This is a genomic window from Panacibacter microcysteis (genome assembly GCF_015831355.1).
GTDB classification, from domain to species: domain Bacteria; phylum Bacteroidota; class Bacteroidia; order Chitinophagales; family Chitinophagaceae; genus Panacibacter; species Panacibacter microcysteis.
Genome location: NZ_JADWYR010000002.1, coordinates 94824 through 116034, shown reverse-complemented (window position 1 = coordinate 116034; position 21211 = coordinate 94824). Strand labels below are relative to the sequence as shown.

Below are 21211 nucleotides of genomic sequence, written 5' to 3'. Positions count from 1 at the left end.
TTTAATTCGTTGTAGTCGTTGTTGTAGTAGAAACCTCCTTTGTCTTTTCATAATTATTTCGCTTTTGTATTTCAATGAACATCTGTCCTCCGTATTTTTGTCTTAACTCGTTTATCTGTTCTAACAGCTTGTTATAATCACCATTAGATGTTTGTAAATTGAGTAGAGTATTAAAATAGCCTTCAGCTTGTCCCGAAGAAGAAAAGGTGCTACTTCCTGGAGTGAACATAAAGCATCCATACGAACCTGCAAGACGATTCATATTCATTCCACTGTTATAATAAAAGCCTCCGATGTGAAAGTTAATACCACCTGCTTTACTTAAATTACTTCTTGCATCATCTATAGGCTGACCATCTAAATAGGTATTCATGTCTTTAGTGAATGGTACAGCGGCAATAGAATTGGAACCATTTTGACGTAATTCAAACCCTTTTAAATTAGTATTATGCGGCATCGTGTGATATACTCCTGTATAAAGATTTTTACCGCCGTCAGCAGGCTCAAAAGCCCTGTTTGTTAGATAGTATGTTGTCTTTGTATGTGTTTCTTCTACTTGTTTAGATTCAGGAAACCAATGGAATATATCTAATGGGCTATATTCTTTAACAGTCTTTGTCGTCTTGTACGTTTCAGTTTTCGAACCTCTGGAATACCATGAGTCTCTCGTAACATTGAAGGTTGCTAATGTTTTGCTCGGATTACTAATGTCAATAAGCTTAGCTTGATATGTGGGTACGGCAATGCGTTCATTAGGATAAATTCCTCTGCCGGGAGAGCCGTACACTTTTATCATTGTATATCCAGTGGGAGCACTACTTATAATAATCTTTGGTTCTTCGCCATCAAGGTCTATTGCTTGTATTGGTGTATTCCCTGCAAATTGATACGGTGTGTACCAGGGGTAGTTACGTGTTAGAGGGTCTATTGACAGGAAACGTCCTAAACGTGGGTCATGTACCCTCATGCCGTAATCAATTTGATTACCTGTTTCTTTAACTTCGTTATCCTGTTCTTTCCCGTTAAATCCATAACGATAAGTTGATGATGAGTACGCCCTACCCGGCATTTGCATACCGCCGGGATAGTAATCATTTGCACTTATAATATGCGGCAAGTAATACGAAACCTGGTTCTGGTTGGGACTCGCTTTTGCAATGCTAACCTTCTTATCACTTACTGTAGCCAGCACGTTCCCTAAATGATTGGTCAACTCAAAGAACTTTTTCCCTCTTGTAAATGTAAGAAAATATTTACCGCCGTTCGCAGGTGGAATATAGTTTTGAGTAACGTCAATATTAGCTTTAATTAAGCCAAATCTGCTGCTGCCGTATAAATGCACTTCGTCTAATGTTAGGTGCCCATTGTTTATGCCTGCATCTTTTGTGTAAACTCCCATTACATTACCGCTGCCGTCACGTACATACCAGGTCTCTTTGTTTCCAACGATCTTGCTGATCCTGTTTCCTGCCGCATCATAGGTGTAGTCGATTTGAGAAATCACCGTACCACCCTGTTTTTTAATAATGCGCTTGATCTTGCCATAGACTGTCCATTGAATCTCATCTATGTTTTCAGCATTATCCTTTATCAGGTTACCGATCTCATCATAGACGTAGTTGCCGGAAGCTTGCGCATCAATGTCATCCGTATAGCTGCTGGATATATCATCAATGTATGCAAGTTGATTAGTGTATGTCTTTACCGTATTTGCTGCAGGAGGTGATGCCGGGTTATAAGACTGTCTATTTCCGCTTTGGTCAATGTAATAGTACTTGTATTTCAAAGCATCCATAGCGATGCCGTTTATGTTTGCAGCACCATTCCTGTCATAGGTGATTATATTACCATTCGCATCATAGGTGACAGCTTCTTTATAATCATTGGTTTTTACAGGCGTCCATGTGTTTGTAGTTGTATCCAAACCAGTTTCTGCCTGCATACCAACTAACCTGTTCAGTTGATCATAAGTATATTGGTAAAGCAAAGGTTTGGTAGGAACATTATTCCCAAAACGAAGACTGTTGCTTATAGCCGCGATATTTCCGTTGAATAATGGTTTAAAATCTGCACCACTGCCGTTGTTTCCGGAAGCAAAAACGGTTTTAGTACTGGAGACAGGTTTGTAGTCGTCAGGGCCAAAATAATGCAGAGCAAATCCAAAAGCATCCCTGGCTACAGTTTTTCCTGCGTCACCATCTGAACCCATATCGCCTGCAGGTGTCAAAGCAGTACTATTAATGCCCTTAAGCCACCCTTGAAGGGTATAAGCGTAGTCTACCCCCTGAACTTGTTGCTGCCCAAGCACCATCCTGCCCAATGGCCCGTGACGATAATACTCATAATAGGCATCATGCTCCCAATGTATTTTGTTTGCACTGGTGTAAACATCAGTCAGTCTGTTTTCAGCATCGTAGCTATATTTATGATAAAACGCATCAATTTTATCAGGTTGGTAGGACACCATATTCACTTTTCCACTGATGAGGTCATAATCATAAACAATCTTCTTGAACCTGTTTCCGGATTGCTGCATTGACCCGATCGCATAATCCTGCAGCAAAGTATCAACATTACCATGTATGTCATAACTATAAAAAGTAGCAGTTGTCTGATCTACAATATTTTGCCGTGCCGTTGCAGTTGCGTATACAGCGGTCCATGATACCCTGTTTCGAAGATGCCGCTGTGTTAGGTACGGCGCAAGTGAAACAGGGTAAACTGTATCATAAGTCGTTAAAGTAATCTCTTTTCGACTTGCCGCTGTAGTTGGATCTGTCATCCAATTGTTCAATGCAGTGATATCTTTACTAACAGTAAAATTCATTGCTGCAGAGCTTGTCAGTTCACCAACTTCCGTAATTCTTCCTAATTCATCGTATTTGGTATAACTGTACTTGTTACTTACAGCCTGTTTCCTGTTTTTTGAAACGACCAGTCTTCCAAGCCTGTCATAAAAAAATTCACTTAATCCTGCATCAGGTGTTGTCTGCTTTACCACCTGATTCAGCGAATTGTAACGATAGTCTGTTGCTTGCTTACGTACAGGCACAAGCTGAATCTTCTGGGCCCGGCTCGTCTTTACATCGGCCAGCCAACCCGTTGTTCTGTTTGGATGTACATCTGCCGGAGGCACTGTTTTGACAAGATTTCCAGCCTGATCATAGTAATAAAGGGTGTAGTGGTATTCACTGACAGAATGCGTTACCGTGAATGACTCATACTTGTAAGCCTGTAGGCACTTCGCCATATAAGCACTGTCAAACTCACCCTCCAGTGAATCACTATATTTACTGAAACGGTTTGTTCCATCGCTTATGGCAAAGAAGGCACTGTCACTGCAGATGTCAGGGGTTTTAATTTCAACCTGAGGATATGATACATTACTGCATAACAACAAACTGTCTTTAGCGATGTATTCACAGAGAGCGTTGTCCAGATGAATCGCACATGTTGAGGCGGATACAAGTCCTTTAGTTCCGGTCCAGGCACGTTTATTTATTACAATTGTGTCAAATCCAGGTGACGCTTCATTTAAATACCGGGCTGGGGTATTGTAACTAGTGTAATCTTTTGCCCGTCCTTTCCCTTCGTTAAATTTAGCCCACAGCCTGATTGAATCCTGGCTATACGGAAGCCCATCGCATTGGAAATAATTGTAACTGATTTCTGCAGAATCAAGCGCCCTGTTATATAGACGCAGATTTCGCATAAAGGGTACAGGATCATTGCTTCCTCCTGAAATGTTTCCTGCAAAAATGAACAATCCTCTGCACGAATCAGGAGCCATATTTCCATTGGCTACTGTATCACAACCTAACACAACTTCAGTATTCATTCGTTGATTGTCGACAAAGATGTGCAGATCTGAGACATTTTTTCCCGATCCCGTTCTCGTAAGTACTATGTGATGCCACTGATCCTTACTTATCGTATCAATCGTCCTTATTCTTAAACTTAAACACCTATTGACAGGGGTCGATATGGGTGCGCCGCCTACTCCGAAATATAATTGGCCATCCTGTAAGACGCTTAAATATCCGCGAAAAGTTCCAGTGTTAAAAGGCTTTGCAAAATCATAACTTCCATCTGTATTTCCTCCAAGTGATAAAAACGTTTGCGTATTGACTAATTTATTTGGCTTAGCCCAAAATTCAATTGAACAATTCGCTCCATCCTTACCTATACCCAAATTTTTGGGCTTGGGATAAGGAGACACCCCCGGTGTAACCCAATCCTCACCACGAAATACCAAGATATCCTTGGAGTTAAAAGCCACATTTTTTTGCCAGCTATTATTGCAATTGTTCAACGCATTTTTGATCGTCAATGTATCAGTAACCAGACCTTTTTTGTTCAAGGTGTCCCTGATGAAAATAAGCATCTGGGATTCACTACCTGCATTTGCGTTAAGGGTATCGAAGTACAGATTCACCAATTTTTGTAAGCTGTCACAACTTACGCAGTTGCTCGTTCCAGCATTATAAGTTAAATTAGAAAATGACCCAATAGCAGAACAGGTATCCCTGAAATCCAGATACTCTAAAGTTGACTTATTCAATCCAAGCCGGCTATTCATAAAATTCTCAAACAACTTGTTTCTACGCTGATGAACTTCATCAACTTCTTCCCTGGTTGGTTCAAAATCATATGTGGTGTCAAATTGCGCATATACGGCACCCACTTCACTACAAGTCTTGCAACCTGCATCACTGCCGCATTGTAATGCCGGAGGTAAAACAACAGGTGCAGCAATATACCTGCATACGGAGGTGCCATTACACAGTTCTAATAATGTTGTAAGATCAGCATCACTTATTTCGGCATTGTGCTTTTCTTTCATGAAGTTTGAAAACGAACTGTAGCTACCTGGTGCATATAAAAGATATTCATTGTGTCTTGCTGAAATCGTAGAACATGTGCAACTATCCGGCTTGGTATATACCTGTTGGTTGGTCAACGGCGGTTTTATCGAAAAGCCACCCGGAGCCGAAAGCACATCCGCGTTACAAAACTCATCTTTTTCTATCGAGTGTGAGGCATTGTATGCATTGATCACATTGTCAAAACTATAGCCATCAGGCCTTTCTCGGGAACCGAACGGGTGATTTGCATCAGAGCCGCTTTTGCAAACCTCCACAAGTGCCGGTATTATTTCATCTACAATATCAGCAGAATCATACTCAACGCATTTCCTTAAATCATCGAACCACATTTTTGCATATGCCTGACAATTTTTTGAGTAGGCGCTATCCATCCTGACAGCAATTGAATCATTCATAATTGTCTTATTGGAAGAACTGCTTAATTCGTTCCAATATTTAAGCCCATCCTGGTTCGTTTGTGTAAGGTCCTGTGATGAAACGAACCGCGGCATTTTTTGTATAGCAAAGAGAGACGCAGGTGTAATTGAACAGGTGCTTGAAGTATTGATACTGTTATATATTAATTCACGTTTGGTTGACAGGTATAACGATTTGAACAATTTCCAGGCCATCTCCTGTTCTCCGGCGCACAAATCACTGAAATGTTTTTTATTGGTATCAAAATCATTAAGACATTCAAAATCACCTTGATCACAGCTCACGCCTTTAACCGCCATTTCTTCCATTGACAAAAATGCGGTAACCCCTTCTGAAGTACCAGACACGTATGAGTTCAATTTCGACTGAAGAGAGTTTTTTACAGCCAGCAGATTTCCGGTAGTTGCGGCAGCAAGCGGGTCCTGGTCTACCCCGACTGTAAATGGGGTTAAATAACCATTGGCAAGTGCCTGTGCATAAGTTGGTGTATTTTCAAACCTGACATTCCACTCCAAGGAAGCTTTAAATGACTCCAACAATTCGAGTTTACAAAACTCAGGATGCTCAATCAAAAGTGCTTCTGCCCAACTATCTTTAAATTTCCGAGCAAATTGTTCAGGATCAAGATCTTTTGGATACACCATTTGCCCGTTGTCGTTCAGTATTTTTGTTTCATTACCAAATTCATCGAGATATTGCTTCCCCTTGTAAGGTGTCATTCCTCTGAAAGGTTGAAAAATCGAATAATTGTTTGTCGTGGTAACAACATCAAAGTCCTCTGGATTATTGGCGTATTGTCCACTGGAAGCAGTCATATCAGCAAGCATCAGATTTTTGATTTCGTCGTATTCGCTGGGTACAATACCGCAAAGGGCGTCGCATGTAGCTTTAGCATCCTGATAAATGACCCAAACCTCTTTCCAAAGTCCTGCCGTATCGGTATTTGATATGTCAATGCCAGTTGAATCAATATAGTTTTGGTAAAAGCCTTCAAAAGATCCTCCTAATGCCTCGTTACAAGAGCTGCATGTAGGAGCACATTCCGCCTGCAATGCCAGTTGACGGGATTGCTCAATGAACTGTTCTTCGGTTGTACAGGTGTTATTTGGAACAAATACGTTTTCCCTATAGAAATCAGCGGCATATTTGCTCACAGAAAGCTTTTTAGTGATTTCATAATTTCCGGGTAAAAGAAATAAACTATCAACAAGATGGATTCCCACTGAAGCTTTGCCGCAAGTGTCGTTGATCATTGCGAGCGAGCCATGCTTTATGGTTTTCATAAAGGTCGTTTTACCAGGCATGTTCTGATTGTTACAGTCGCCCGTAATAATAATCTCAAGATCATATAAACAATTGTAACAAATACTATCTTCCTGGCAGTTTTCTTTTTTGAACGTCTGCGGGTCAAGATCATAGTGGAATAGGTACTTTCCTTCGTTAGTCACCAACATGCTGCGATGACTTTCCATCACTAAATCTTTAATAACGTTATCGGATGGTTCTGTTACGTGTTCAGTAATTGTTTCGGGAGCATTATAAGACGCCAGCTTAACCAAATTATTATTTGCATCTCCTGTTCCTGCCAGTGCTGTTGCGATTGTCCGCCCGTGCATGTCAACATAGCTGATGCTGAATTGTCCGTTTGCATCCCGAACGGCATTTTTAAAATAATGGCTATGATCCCCCACTTCGGTTCCAAACAATGCGTCCAGTTCATCCTGCCCTGCGGTGGCATAGAAATATTTTGTTTCATGATCGCTGCCCAGTTTGAAGCTTTTACCTACTCCTCCCTGTCTGCTGATCCTTCCGGTATTATCCTGTGTGTACTCAGTTTCCGTAAAAGCATATCCTTCTGCATCTGCCAAAAACCTTTCAAGGTTTCCGGACCCTGCCGATGCCGATGAATAGTATCTTGCTGCACCGCTTGCCTGAACGCCCATTTCCGGTGCTGACTGGCCGCAATAAGCAGCAGGATTTAAAAGAAGATCGTATGTGGACTTATTGTATTCTTTATTGTCTGTTGTATGATTAAAACCTGCACTGTATTCGATAAGCCGACTGAGGGTTGGAGCCGGAAGTACCTGTATAACAGGGCGTCCCTGATAGTCGTAGAAAGTTTCTGCTACAACTGTTCTGTTTACGGTGTTATCTTTTGTGACCGTCTGCCTGCTTCTCAACGTTCCGTCGTAATAACTCACCACGACTTTACGTTTTCCTTCTTCAGCAAAAGATACTGAAGACTGCCAGTTTAAATTTGGCTGATGTCCTGTAAAATAATATGATCCCAAGCCCCCCGGTAGTGTTGAGGAACTCCATTCCGAAGTATACCTCGCACCAGCCACTCCTTTCTGCACCGCACGGACTCTTACATACAATGTTCCCTGACCAGGAAAGATCAGCGGTATTTTGTAATTCAAGTCAGAAGTAGTGATCCTTGTGGCGTTATTGAGAAAAACCTTTGCAGCAAAACCTGCATCAGGACTTGTTGCATTTCCATACTCCCCGGACTCTAAAGCTCCCTGATCTATAAACGCCCACTCAAGATCGTATTCATCCGCTCCTATACTTAACGGCCAGAGAATGTTGAGTTCACCTGTGGTACTTATCTTGGAAGGATCTGTATCAATTGTTATTGCCGTGAGCGCATTGGCGGTACAAGAGAACAGAAAGTTAGGGGACGGCTGAACCTGGTTCTCCACCAGCATTGATTTTACAATATCTGCTGTTGACCCTGTTCCTGTAATGGTTACTTTGGTAACCGTTATTTTCACATTCTGCATACTGTCGAAAACAACACTATGCTGGCTATTATATTTAGCCGTATCTGCCGCATTATAATTTATAGTCAACGTATCCAGTCTGTTACCTGTAACAGAATCTGTCGCAGAACGATATTTAACAAAATCAGTACGTATTACGGTTGTCACCGAAAAAGGTCCTGACAAAATAAATCCAGCCGACTCATTGAACTTTAGCGTTACAATGTTTTTTTCATAGTATGGTTTGACTAATTTGGAGTGCAGCACGGTCGAATAAAATAATTCGTCCCTGACAATCCTGAAGGAGTCTTTCTTCACGGGTATGGAGTCGATAAACGGTGCCGAAAGACCCTGCTGACCCAATCCATCAACGCAAAAAGACATGAGCACCAACACGCTGAACAAACGCAAAAATTTTTTTAACGAATGCTGCATATAAATTTTTTAAAGGTTTGATGACCCAATAACTATTTTAAAATCTTTGTATTTTTCTTCGGTGGAAATGACATTATTCCTCCGTATGATGAAACGGCTTTCATCAAAACAGGAGGAATCCGTATCCTGATGGTAAGCTGAATAATTAACTCTCACCCGTGCATATTCACTAAAACCAGATTTGGTTTCATCTGCTTCATCATCTGCCTGGTCCGTTAACAACTGCGTTCGGATAATATATTCTGATTCTACCAGGTAACCCGTCACCCTGTCCGTTTTGATATTAACACTTTTATAGTCTAGCCCCTCCGGAAAGGTGATAGAAAGCTGATCGACACTTTTGCCCTTCGTCAGTTTTGCCCGCACTGTTTTCGCCTTCTTTAAAAAAGCTTGCATTTGTTCAACGGGATCAAATCCTGGCAGCGTAGATGCTTTTCGGACGTACATCATTTTATCTTCATGGAATATCATGATGACGAGGCTATCGTTTTTCATGGTTTCTGTCTGCGCAAGACTGAACCAGTATTTTGAACCATTGATTTTGTAAGTGCCGGAAAGTGTATCGATTATTTTTTCGGGATATTTTTCATCGCTGTAAACGTAGTTGACATTGAATCCAATATTACCAGAATGTGCATATGCGTTCCTAACACCATTAAAAAACGTCATGATTGTTTTCGCTGCAACAGAGTCTTGCGCATAAACAGATATCTGTAGAAAACATGTGAAAACGAGTATAAATCTTATAGCTTTTCCCATAAATTTTACTGGATCATTTAAAAGTAAAAGTGTATAAATCTTTTTATTGCTCTACCAGATAGCTACGTGTTTCCTTTATTGTTTGAATGCCTTTTAGCGTTTCTTTTTTCACGCGGATCAATGTTCCGTCATCATCATATTCATAAAAGGAAGCGTAATTATTTTCATCCAGTTGGGCCATTAGCCTCAGAGTTACGGGGTCATATACAAATGACTGCATATTGGCACTGTATGGATGCATCCTTAAGTCATCAAAATAAACAGCACCGGTACTTTTATTCTTAAGTTTAATTTTTGAATTGACAGCATTTGCGGGAACAGTCAGATCAGCATCATAGCGCTGCCAGCCCTCAATGATGTTTCCTGAAGGCTTTAATACATCAGTTTTAATTACACTGTTGGCTGCATCATAAAAACTTATCTGAACTTCATTATTTATATACGTTCCTGTCAAGCATTGTTCTGATTCTTTCACCCATGTACTAAACCAATATTTACTATTCTGTGTGAGTGAGAAACCTGTAATCAATGAACTGCTATCAGAGATAATCCCGTTATAAGTATTGCAGTTTCCTTCTACGATTGATGCTGTCCCTATCGTATCTTGCTCAGCATGATATATATTTCTGTAGGTTAAAGGGGGCACTGTCGGGTCACAGGTAGTCCAACTTAAAGAGCCGGAATATAAATAGTTATACGCATCAGCTTGTATGATTACATGATATACCTGCCCTACTTTAAGGAGTAAAGAACTAGTTGTAATTAATGCGCCAGTAGAAGAGCTGCCTCCATTCCATACCAATCCATCATCATCATACACCAAAAATTGTACGTTATATGGAACCTCGGGGCAATCATTATAACCCATTGAATAAGCGGATAGCTTGTAATAGGCAGTTTTAACGGGTTGCAAATAACCAGCATAGGCAGTGATGTATCCTTGTCCGGTAGGCGTAGTACATCCGCCGGGTTCGATGACTTTGGAGACACTAACCCCTCCGCCATTGAGTGGTATTGGCCTCAGTCCAAAACCTTTTGGCGTAATGATCGTGTCATTCATAGGAACCAGGTTAATATCCATTGCCAGTTTTTGGCTGATTGTATCTTTTGTCCTTGGAAATACCCGCGTAGTCACAGATGCAGAATCTCCTGAATTTATCTTCAGACTATATCTTCCTGAATGTACATTCGACATATCTCTGCTGCCTCCATCTGTTGTAAAGTCAACTGCCCTGGGTATGGGGCAAGGATCAACGCAAGTGTTGTTGTCATAGCTATAATCTTCAAAGCCATCGAAGTATTGTTCTCTATACCTGCTGTTTTGAGTAACGCTGATGGGAAGCGTTTCCTTGTATCCATAAAGGCCAGAGTTATACCTGCCCAAAGGATCTTTGTTCTCCAATTCGTATCCCTTTTTATTAAACAGGGTAATCTGAGAATTCCACACCCATTTTATTGTATCAGTTGTCTGTTGAAGATATGATGCGTTGGAGAAAGACCAGAAAGGCACATAATCTTTGATAGCACCATCAACACGAATATCGGTCAGCACACCAGGATCTGTTTGCTTACGCTCTTCGTAAAAAACATAAGATTTATCTGAGCGCCAGTTCCCGAAAATGCCATAAACATATGGATTCAGAATGTTCTGCGTTATCGCAGAACGACATACCGTCCAACTATTTGTTGAAGTAATCGTGTATGTCATGTTAACTATGGGTGTACAACCCGACCCGGCGCAAAATGTGAGATAATTCAGTCTATCATTTTTCTCATCATCAAAATTTGTTTCACTGTTCAAACCAAACATTAATCCGTTTGCCCTTCCATTACTGGCAATCAAGTCCTGCATCAAGGCTTTACAATTAATACCAGTATACCGTGTTTGGGAAATATCAATTTTGTTAAGATCTGTTGTTATAAAATTTGAATAGTTTGTCGAGGATGACCAAGGTGCTGTAATACGTTTAAGTGTTGCGGTGGAGATACCTGAATAAAACTGCGTGGCACTACTCCAGTTATACGAATTACAATCGCTGTTGTTAGCTCCTGTAAGATAAATTGAAGTGAATCCATTGTTTGGAATTTTACCGGCTAATGAAAGCGTTGCCGAATTCACTACTGCAGATTGAGGTATTCCAGTCAGGTTAAATTGTAAAATGCTTTTGTTCTTTATTGTTTTGGTATGACAACTGCCGAACAAACCGCTTTTATCACCGCCGCCAAAATTATAGCTCGCACCAATATACGCAGCCGCTGAATGCGTCCCAGCAGCTCCATCCACAAAAGTTGGATTATCTGATGATTCATTACTGAAAACATATTCCTTTCTTGTCACTGTGGGCATCAGAGTAACATTGTGCTGCTCCGCTACGACATTGGATGTATCTTTTAAGAAGTTTATGTCACTTGTTCTCCAGATATCCCGATAAACAACTGCGCCCGTGGCTACAACATCTTTATCGTTGCTAAGCACCAGTTTCAGTTTATTGTTTACAACAGCAAGCGGGTTTTTCAAACAGGTAACAGTTGCAATTGAAGACATGCTCATATTCCTCCTGCCAGAGCGAATAATTTTCATGTTGACGTTTGTGCCACTATAGGGTCTGCCGTGACGATCTATGAATACTTTTCCTGCAGTACTGTTTGGATTTAGCTTTTTGCTATCTACAACCCAGATTCTTTCGATGTTTTTATCCGGCGCATATTGGTTCAACGGACATCCATTAACTATTCCGTCGCAATCCGTTTGATCAAGTTCTCCTGTCTTAACCCTACCCGTCACCATAATTTCATCGCCACTTTCAAAATAATTTATGAGGTTAGGGTATTTAGCTGTGTTCTGGAGAAAACCGTTATTAATTATAATATTGTTGTTTTCGTCAGAATTGAAGACATCATGAATATTTTTATAAGCAGGCCCCATTCCGCTATAGGCCCAATGTGCAGGATAAGTAAAGTTATAAATTGGATCATCGAATTCATTCTGAGTGCGCGTTAGCAAAGGCTGCCCTGTCTCACTATCATAAATCATGTTTTTTGTGGAAACTTTACTGCCTTTATCAACAACAAGTGTACTATCTAAAATACCATACCTGTTAATTACTTTTGTTACTGCTACAGATCTAAAAATATCTTCTTCTCTTTGGGGAAAATACCAGAACGATGGTATAGGGAAAGGTATTCCAAATAATGCAGGGATCACGTCCGTATTAACGTTGAAATTATTTCCGCTTATAACGCTTTGCTGTTGGCGCATGTCCACCATTAACTCAACATCTTTACCAATCATGGCAGTCGTGTCGATTGTTCCATCCATATCGATCGTCGTGACTGTATTCGATAGCTTTTTAAATGTAGCATTACGATTTTCCATCCGATAATAATACTCGCTATAACTTATCGCAGAAGTTGAATCTACTGCAGGATAGCTTGCTTCGGATTTAATCTTACCGTTCATGTCATTTAGTTCCACCTTAAACCCTTGCGAAATAGAAATGTAGTTTCTGGCATTGATTTTTAAAAGTTTAGCTAACCCCGGAGAAAATCTTTTTTTATTATCCAACATAGTTGTGTTCTCTGTGAAGGTTGGAAAATCATAAGTCGTAAAAAACTTTGTTTCTTCATAGCCAGTCATAGACTTAACGGTATCAGCATGAATAGACTTTACACGCACCTCGCTATATCCAACCATGGGTGAAGGGAAAAAGCCTTCTCCGAATGGTTTTTCAGAATAGGAAAGAGCGATAGGTGCCATTGCAGCTACTTGTTCTGTGTATTCTACCGGTTGCTTCCAGGGGTTTTCTTCACTGCCTATAGATGGCTCATAACTTGCTACACCACTACTGATCAGTTTTTTTACACCATTTATTTCTTTCAGCGTTGTGTAATAATAGTTCTGACCATAGGTAGACTTACGTTGCTGGGTCATCTCATCCCATGCATCATATATTTTCACTGACTTTACACGAAGTCCACCGCCATATTTCTTATAATTTGGGTTATCAAGTCTTACAAAACTTTTCGCCGTGTCTATGTATTTAGCCCAACCTTTGCCCATCGCTTTGTAGTCAAACATCTGGAAGACTTCTGCAATATTGCCAATCATGGTGCCAACCATTTGTACCGCTTCCTGTATCCCGATGTCATCACCTACTTCAGAGTTCGGGTAGGCTTGTGCAGGTAAATTAATCCTGAGAAACTGTATCGCAGCTTTAGCTAAAGGACTAAAGCTGCCGCCCAGGGTTCCCTTTTTGATATCGATGCCTTTAACTTTGAACCAGATAATATTAGGATTTGCCGTCACACCGTATGCATTTCCTGCTCCTCCCGTTAAGTCGATTTCCGCGTAACAGGGAACGAACTCACTCCCTTTTGTGTAATTTACTTTGAGCCTGAAGAAAAGTTTCTGTATCTCCTCAAGATATTTATTGTAAACTTCCTGCGATGACGTTGCCGGTTCATTTACCTGTGCAAATACATATAAATTACTTTGATCATTCTGATATAAACTATTTAATGGAACTGTTGAACTGATTGGCTTTGTGGGGGAAAAGCCCGCTATCTTAAAGATTTGTCCCGCACGTTTGTTTTGAACATAAGCATAATCATCGCTTTCATACGTCACTTTTATTTTTGCCTTGGATGGCAGTATGATAGAGTCCAGGGACCATGCTGCTGCATTGTCAGCGGCAATTGCGCTATCCTGAATGGCGTATGGAAATTCTGAATTTAACGGTTTGTTTCCTGTGGCCCCCGGATTTTGTTGTTGATCTTTATAACTTCCCCACCGATCAAAAGCACTTAAATCATACCGTGGATTTTTTGTTGTGTAGTGGAAAAGGTACATGCCCTGCTTTTTCTTGCTTCCATTGTAAGTAAAGTATATTGTATCCAATGTTAATTTACCGCTGTCATAGCCCTGGTTTTCCGGGGTCTTGTACAGACCGCGACACAGCCTGTACGAATACCCGAAGTGGACCGTTTTTATCGGTTTCGCATTCGCGCCGTTTTTCAGGAAGTCCGCTTTTGTATATAAATTAATCTCCTTTAATTTTTTTGCGGGATTTTGAAGCAGGTTTTTCACACCGTTTTCATTGATAGTCAATGCATCCGACCTGTCCTCCAGTTTAAATGTGACAATCATATTTTTTGACTCGATAGAATGCATGTACCACAGTTCCTTTTCTCCATAGGTATAACTTGCCCTGTCATCTTTTATTTCTGTCTTCAATCCTTCATTGTATGTCGCCTGACCCGTCATGTAAGGTGCCCTCCACTGATAAGGTGTTTCAGCAGAAACAGTGTTTCCTGCGACACGGGAATAATTAAACTTTATCGCATCACCCAGATCATCGTCAGTAATACCATCTCCTGTTAAATCGGAATAATCCGGGGAAACAATTGCAGTCAGAAGGAAAGAATGTGCGTATGCTGGCATTTCTTCTTTACTGTAATAATCGTCACGTCCCAAACTACCATGCGTGTCAGGTTTGATAATCGGATTGTCTTTTGCATCATTATATTTGACCAGCCCTTGCACAATATCTGCGCTGTCTTTGTCAACAGCTGCTGTAATATCCTTTTGCGTGATGTTATAGACAGGAATGCCGTAGACATACCTTTTGCCATCAGGATTCAGCACATCGATCTCAGAGATGTGGTTCGACTTGCGCATGGGGGTTATCCTACGCTCTATAGTAAGTGAGTTGTTGTAGAGTTTTTTATATTCCTGTTCATCGTTATCGAAAAACTTACCGCAGGAATCCAGTTTCCAGGTATTCATTGCGTAATTCTCAATAAATCTTGATAACCCTACTTCGGAAGCCTCTTCAGCACTTAGATATGTAATGGTCTCCTGGCGTTTATCTCTTACACTCCTAGATGTGGCCGAAGTGAGCGTCACAGAACCTGTCTGAAGGCCGTTTCTGTATCGTTTAAGCTTATTTGTTGCAACGATATACGGACTCGAAGTAGATGGTTGATAAATTTCAGGAGTAACAAGATCTTCTCCACCAAGGCTTTCATAATAACTTTTAGAAACAATAGCCTTTTCGCCGGGATTGCGGAAGTATACAGCCTCAAAAGCTGCATTGGATTTTTTAAATCCTATACTATTACGTAATGCGTTCTGCTCAATCCATGGGCCTGTCTGAGTGATGGAATTATTTTCGTTAAAGTCAATGCCGCCGTGGAAGTAACCACCCGCTCCTACATCCACACTCAAGGCGTCTGACTCACTTTTTGTAGTCATCTGATGATCATATACATACCCGATATCACCACGATAAGCCCTGAAAGTTCCGCCGGTTCCTTCTCCTTTTATTGAGAAGATATCAAATGTGTAAGACGGAATGCCAATATTTGGTATAGCTGGTTTCTCTCTGTAAGGAATGTCTTTTTCGCGGTTATAATCAAGAAGCGCAGAAGGATTCTCATTAGCATTCTGATAATTTAGATAACCATATGCCGGTAAAACCTGGGTAACATCTTCGGGCTTTACTTTGCTGCTTGTCACGTAACCGCTGATATAAATGTTTCCGTCAACACCAAATATTTCGCCGCCGACTTTACCGGTAAAGGAAGCCTGCCTGCTTGTATAAGGCATAGAAATAGTAGGTGTATAAGATTTTGATGCAAAAGAAATCGAAGTAGAAAATAAATTTGCGCTCACCGAATTTTTACTGGAAATATCCGTGCGGACAGGCACATAGTAATTTCCTACTTTAGTTAAACCAACATTGTATTTTGTATCTGTCGATGTAACTCCACCGGATATTTGCAAACTTTTTAATCCCGACCTCGTATTTGCTCCAACTGACGCGGATAATGTTCCGGTTCCCATGATGCTTTCCTGCATACTTTTCTCATTGTTCATGAAATTGAAGCTAATGGATGCACCTGGTGTTATCGTCACTCCTTCCTGAGTATTACTGTTCAACGATAAAGACATGCCCGCTGTCATAGCACCCCCAGCAAAAGATCCGGCATTGATGCTGGCATTGAGCCCCCCTTCTAATCCCCACCCCCTGTAATTATTATGAAACACCCCAAGGTTTGCTGTTATAGGAAGCGGCAATCCAAATACCTCTACATCACTTCCAATCGTGACACCTACTGACTTATTCTCTTTTATGCTTGAGGTTTTAGTGATTTTATCTGCTTCTCCATCAAAATCATCTGGCAGGCCTCTTAAATTGCGAGTAATTGTTCCCGGATTAATATTCCAACCAAGGCCAACCCAGCTGGCCTCCTGATCCATTGTAACACCACTGTTATAAAAAATATTGATGGGATAGCCGCCTGCATCGAGCAATGGAATGTTGTAAGAGAAATCGCCCGTAAATAAGTCGACCATCTTATCGGCACCTACAGGCGAAAATGATTGCATTTCAGGTTGCGATGGACCACCATAATCATCCGCCTTTTCTATGGATGATAATACCACCATATCTTCCTGTGAGCCATATTGTACATCTGTGGAATCCGTCATCCATTCTATTTGCTGTGAAAGAGCTTTATCCTCCATGCTTGCACCACCAGCATAATTTAAATGCCCGTTATTCCCCCTTTGATAATGAGCGGTTTTATCCGATAAATTCAGTACGGGAGTATAAGCTGCTAATAAAAACTCAGCATAAAACAACGTAAGCATAAAAAAACCGATTTTTTTTGTATGCCTGCTTGCTAATGAATAAATCATCGACTACTGTTTTAAGTATAATTATTTATTGGTTGTTTGTTTTTTTTACTGCTCTTCCTGATACACAAACTTCAACATCCATATTTCGTTTCGAGTATTGAGAATTGAAAACAGGTATATCTTGTCCTTCACCAATCTGTCATCTCCACTTAACGGCAACTGGATATAATTTTCTCCCTTCTTAATTGATAATGATTCCGTCCTGATTTCTGCTCCTATGTTTGCATTATCCAGGCTTGAAATAGTATAGCTGACAGTTGTGTCTGCTGCTTCATTGTTGTAGTAAAATCTGATCATATGACTAACTATTCCTACTGAAGCATCAAGATTTTTGCTGAGCTTGACAAAAGATAGTTTTGGGATATTTGTCGTGATTATAGAATCTGGCCTCACCTTAAAAGTCCATACTTCACTTTGCCCCACATGATCATTGTTATTATTAGCTATGACTTGCCAGGCATACATTTTACCTGTATCCAGCGGCGTCCCCGATGATGGATAGTTAATAAAGATATCCGGGTGATTGCTAACTGTATAAACAGGCATATTTTGTTGTATTGCTTCCTGTGGTGTTTGTCCCTGACCTACTTCTACCAGTAAAAAGTCATAACTCAGGTTGTTGAACATGTTGAGCGGTGCTGGTGGTATCCAGGAAAACTGTGGCATGTTTATCTCTTCTTCACTGCCGTCAAAAGGGAGACTAAGTAAAGGCGGGCTTAACGGCTCCACGTACACATTAATACACTCTTCCGATACTTCATCAAAACCGATATGCCCGGAAGCATACAGTTTATAGCAAACAGTAAAATTGCCGATAGGAAGAAACCCATTTGGATCAATGTCTGTAACCCTCGGGGACAGGTAATCATATTGTATAGGCGCCAGTTCCATTGCCGTTAATACCGTAGCACCTGTACTCACATACACACTTCCGGAAGTCCCGGTCATGATTGGATCATTGGTCACTGCATCCTTCATTGTCATGGTGACCTTTACCTGTGTCTGGGAACTTAGCCCATTGGCTACTACAAAATTCCACAACTGGGGCTTTTGTATAAGCCCCTCCGGTGGCACCTGCAGTGTCATGCTGATCTGTGCACCGGCTGACGCTGTTATAAACAACAATAAAATCCATGATAGCTTTTTATACATAGCATGTTTTTAAAAATTTCGTATAAATGTTAACCGGCCTACTTTGTTCTCAATCAACTGTCTGTTGAGGCCTGGTATAAATCCTTTCTCCACAAATAATTGTAGGCTCCCCATATGAGGAACCCTTACTGTTGTGTTGGCGCTATAACCAACCTGCTGCTGGTTAATGATCGTCTGGTTATTGTATTTAACTCCTCCACCTATCAGTAGCCATTCCCTTAATTTTAACTGCACATTGGTGCCGGTTGTGTACAGCGTATAATCTGTGCTTTTTGTTTGTGAAGCAGTTAGCTGCCAGGTAACCCTTTTGAAATAAAATGCCTGGTTGAGCATGATATTCCTTGTATTGAAATACACAAAACTGCTATCCGGCTGTTTGTTGTAAAAGCGTATATAGGTCAACAGTGTATTGATCTGTGTTCCCTTATAGCGATAGCTGTGACTGGCTGTTCCTGTAAGTGTATAGTAATAGTTCTCAAAATAGAGATCGTCATTCGCCTTGATTAACTGGGCAGTCGGGAAATATCCCAGTGATACTATTGGCAGCTTCTTGATGCGAATAGTCGCCTGTATACTTTTAAAAAGTGTATTGCTCTGAAAATTATTGCTGGCATAAGGACTGCTGAAATCATTTTTCCGCAGTGATCCTGTAAACGTCAACCTGCGCTTGAGAAAAGGTTGCTCTACTTTGAGCTGCCATGCATTTTGCGTTGAACTGGTCGTAAAGTAGCTGAAGGATTGGTAATCGGCTCCCGTATGCTTATACATACCATTTATCCTTGTCTGTGTGGAAGGAATAAAAGACGAAACCTTTACCGCATAAGCTTCATTCGTTCGGTCTTTAAAAGTAAGCGCGCTGCTTACCAGGTTACTTTTTTCTCCTGTTCTTCTAAAATAAGGAAGCGATGATTTGCCAAACTCGGCAGTGATAAAATTGTTCTGATCCAGTCGATATCGTTTCTCAACAGTAAAACCCACTATATTATAATCTGGCTGGGGACTGTTTACTGCTCCACCGCTATTGGAACTGTAATAACTGTACACCTGCTTTTTGCCCTGGAATAAAGTCAGTATGGTGTTGTTTCCGTCTTTCATCCCATAACCTGCACGGATGATATTCAAATATTGTTTGTACCTGGTGGTATTAACAATGTAATCACGGAACCTGTAATCAATAAAGCCTGTGGCTACCGCTACATAGTAAGAGGGATTGTATTCCACCTGTAGTCCGTTGATTGTAATGTTCTTGGCTGACAGTTCGGAGTAATCCACGATGGATCTGCCGATGCCTACTGATCGTAAAGCCATCAGTTTTTTATATCCTTTCGGCAAAACAGTATCTGGTATACCTAATGATTGTAATTCCGACTGTAGTGCTTCCGGATTTTTAGCCAGGGCTATATTGTTGATTGCTTTTGCTTTTAATTTTTCGTATACAGCAAGTACTTTTTGGTAGCGCTGTTGTAACGTATCGACTTCCTGTTTTAATGAGTCGTATTGCTGCTTGTGTTTTGCAACAGATGTCTCCAATCTTTGCAGTGCACTATCTGCTTTATTTTCCAGTTGTGATTTTTTATTAGCCATTTTTTCATATAAATCACTGGTTTGATTTTTTCCAGAACCCTCACTATCGTTATTGGTTAGAACGGTAACCACAGAATTCTTAAGGGAATTTATATTAGATGAAATAGCAGAATCCTTTGAAGCATGTAGTTTGGCAACATATGCTCTTTCCCGCGCTTCAATCATTTGTTGCAAAAGGTCAGGGCGCTCAACCTGGTACCGCAGTTGTTGAAGTGCCGCAACCTTCTTATCCAGTTCCCGTTTAAGGCTGTCTATTAGCTTATTACCTGAAAGTTGACGCAACACATACGCCTGCACTTTGTCCGTGAGGGTATTTTTAAATTGCTGGGGATTAAAATTGAAGCCAATACCTGTAATATCCCTGATCATTCCTGAATTACTAAAGCGTGTTGAAAAGTTTAGTCGTACCGGATATTTTCCTTTGTAGGTAATATCAAGCGATGTTCTTATCGTATGCTGATAAATATCCCGTTCATAAAAAGGTGTATCAATATTGGACTGGTAATAAACATCATAATAAACATTACCGTGCACAGTGAAAAGCGGTTGTTTTTTAATAATAACAGGCGTGACTTCCGTTTTATAAATACCACCGGATCTGTTGATATTTTTATCCGCATACACAAATACTTTTTCATTATCCTGGTTAATATAAAAGTCAATCAGCAGATAATCTGGATGTAAAAGATGCACGTGCAGCGTATCATGTAAACGATGTAACGGGTAAGACTTTGAGCTGTCCAGCGTTGTAAAATCCAAAGGAGATAGCATCGTTGGCTTAGCTGGCTTCATACAGAGCAGTGCACTATAACTTTGCGCCTTTGAACCGTAGCAGCACAACATAAGACATAGTATCATTACAGAACACCGCATTTAAATCAGGCTCCTTTCAAATTAGTTTTGGTTAAAAAAATTGCTACTGACAATAAAACACTCATTGTTTTATTGCTTTATACTATCCTCGCACTTAGCTTAATACCAGCACACCATCACATTCGCTACACCTCCAGCGCTTTGCACTTTTAAAGCATAACAAACAGGTACACCCAACAGGTGGTCTAACCGTTACGCTTTAAAGCAAGAATTGATTGATAAACTTCTTCAGACAGTTTAGAGTCCGGGTTTAGGTTTATCCGTTTTTGTTGATTTTGTATTTTACTTTGAGAGGGAGTGGAACTGGTAATGCGAAATACAGATTATTTTATATATCAAGCAAAAAAAAGCCATTAATTTTTACGAGTCTTCAGGTTTAAAAATATCATTTGAACAAAAGTCGTCTGTACGTCAAAGTCAGCTTTATTGCAACTAACTGCTGCATAGCGCTTTACACAACTCGTTCAATAAGCTAAAAAGTAATGCGATATGATTTCAAAAACAGTTATTCACCAATCCGATACAGTTATGCCGAAAAATCATTGCAGTTATTACATTTAATCGCTTGAACGCTCAATATTGCGGGTAAAACTTTTCCAAATCTTTACCAATGTTTCCACACTTGCAAAAACGTCAAGCAA

5 protein-coding genes are annotated in these 21211 nt (G+C 40.5%); all 5 read right to left on the bottom strand.

Annotated elements, in window-relative coordinates; all coding sequences use genetic code 11:
* Position 1: 1 nt before the first annotated feature.
* From I5907_RS12450 to I5907_RS12430, 5 genes are read right to left on the bottom strand one after another with little or no spacing between them, the layout of a single operon-like run.
* The gene (locus I5907_RS12450) at positions 2-8500 is read right to left on the bottom strand and encodes an RHS repeat-associated core domain-containing protein (protein WP_196991146.1); all 8499 of its coding nucleotides are present in this window, start codon (positions 8498-8500) and stop codon (positions 2-4) included.
* A 9-nt stretch (positions 8501-8509) separates the two neighbouring features.
* On the bottom strand, positions 8510-9259 hold the full coding sequence (locus tag I5907_RS12445) for a LolA3 family protein (protein WP_196991145.1): 750 nt from the start codon (positions 9257-9259) through the stop codon (positions 8510-8512).
* A 43-nt stretch (positions 9260-9302) separates the two neighbouring features.
* A complete protein-coding gene (locus tag I5907_RS12440; RefSeq protein ID WP_196991144.1) occupies positions 9303-16961 on the bottom strand; it encodes a hypothetical protein in 7659 nt (2552 codons plus the stop codon).
* A 45-nt stretch (positions 16962-17006) separates the two neighbouring features.
* Positions 17007-18113: a hypothetical protein gene (locus tag I5907_RS12435; RefSeq protein ID WP_196991143.1), complete on the bottom strand. Its 1107-nt coding sequence runs from the start codon at positions 18111-18113 to the stop codon at positions 17007-17009.
* A gap of 9 nt (positions 18114-18122) precedes the next feature.
* Entirely contained in the window at positions 18123-20489 is a 2367-nt protein-coding gene (locus tag I5907_RS12430; RefSeq protein ID WP_196991142.1) for a coiled-coil domain-containing protein, read from the bottom strand.
* Positions 20490-21211: the final 722 nt, after the last annotated feature.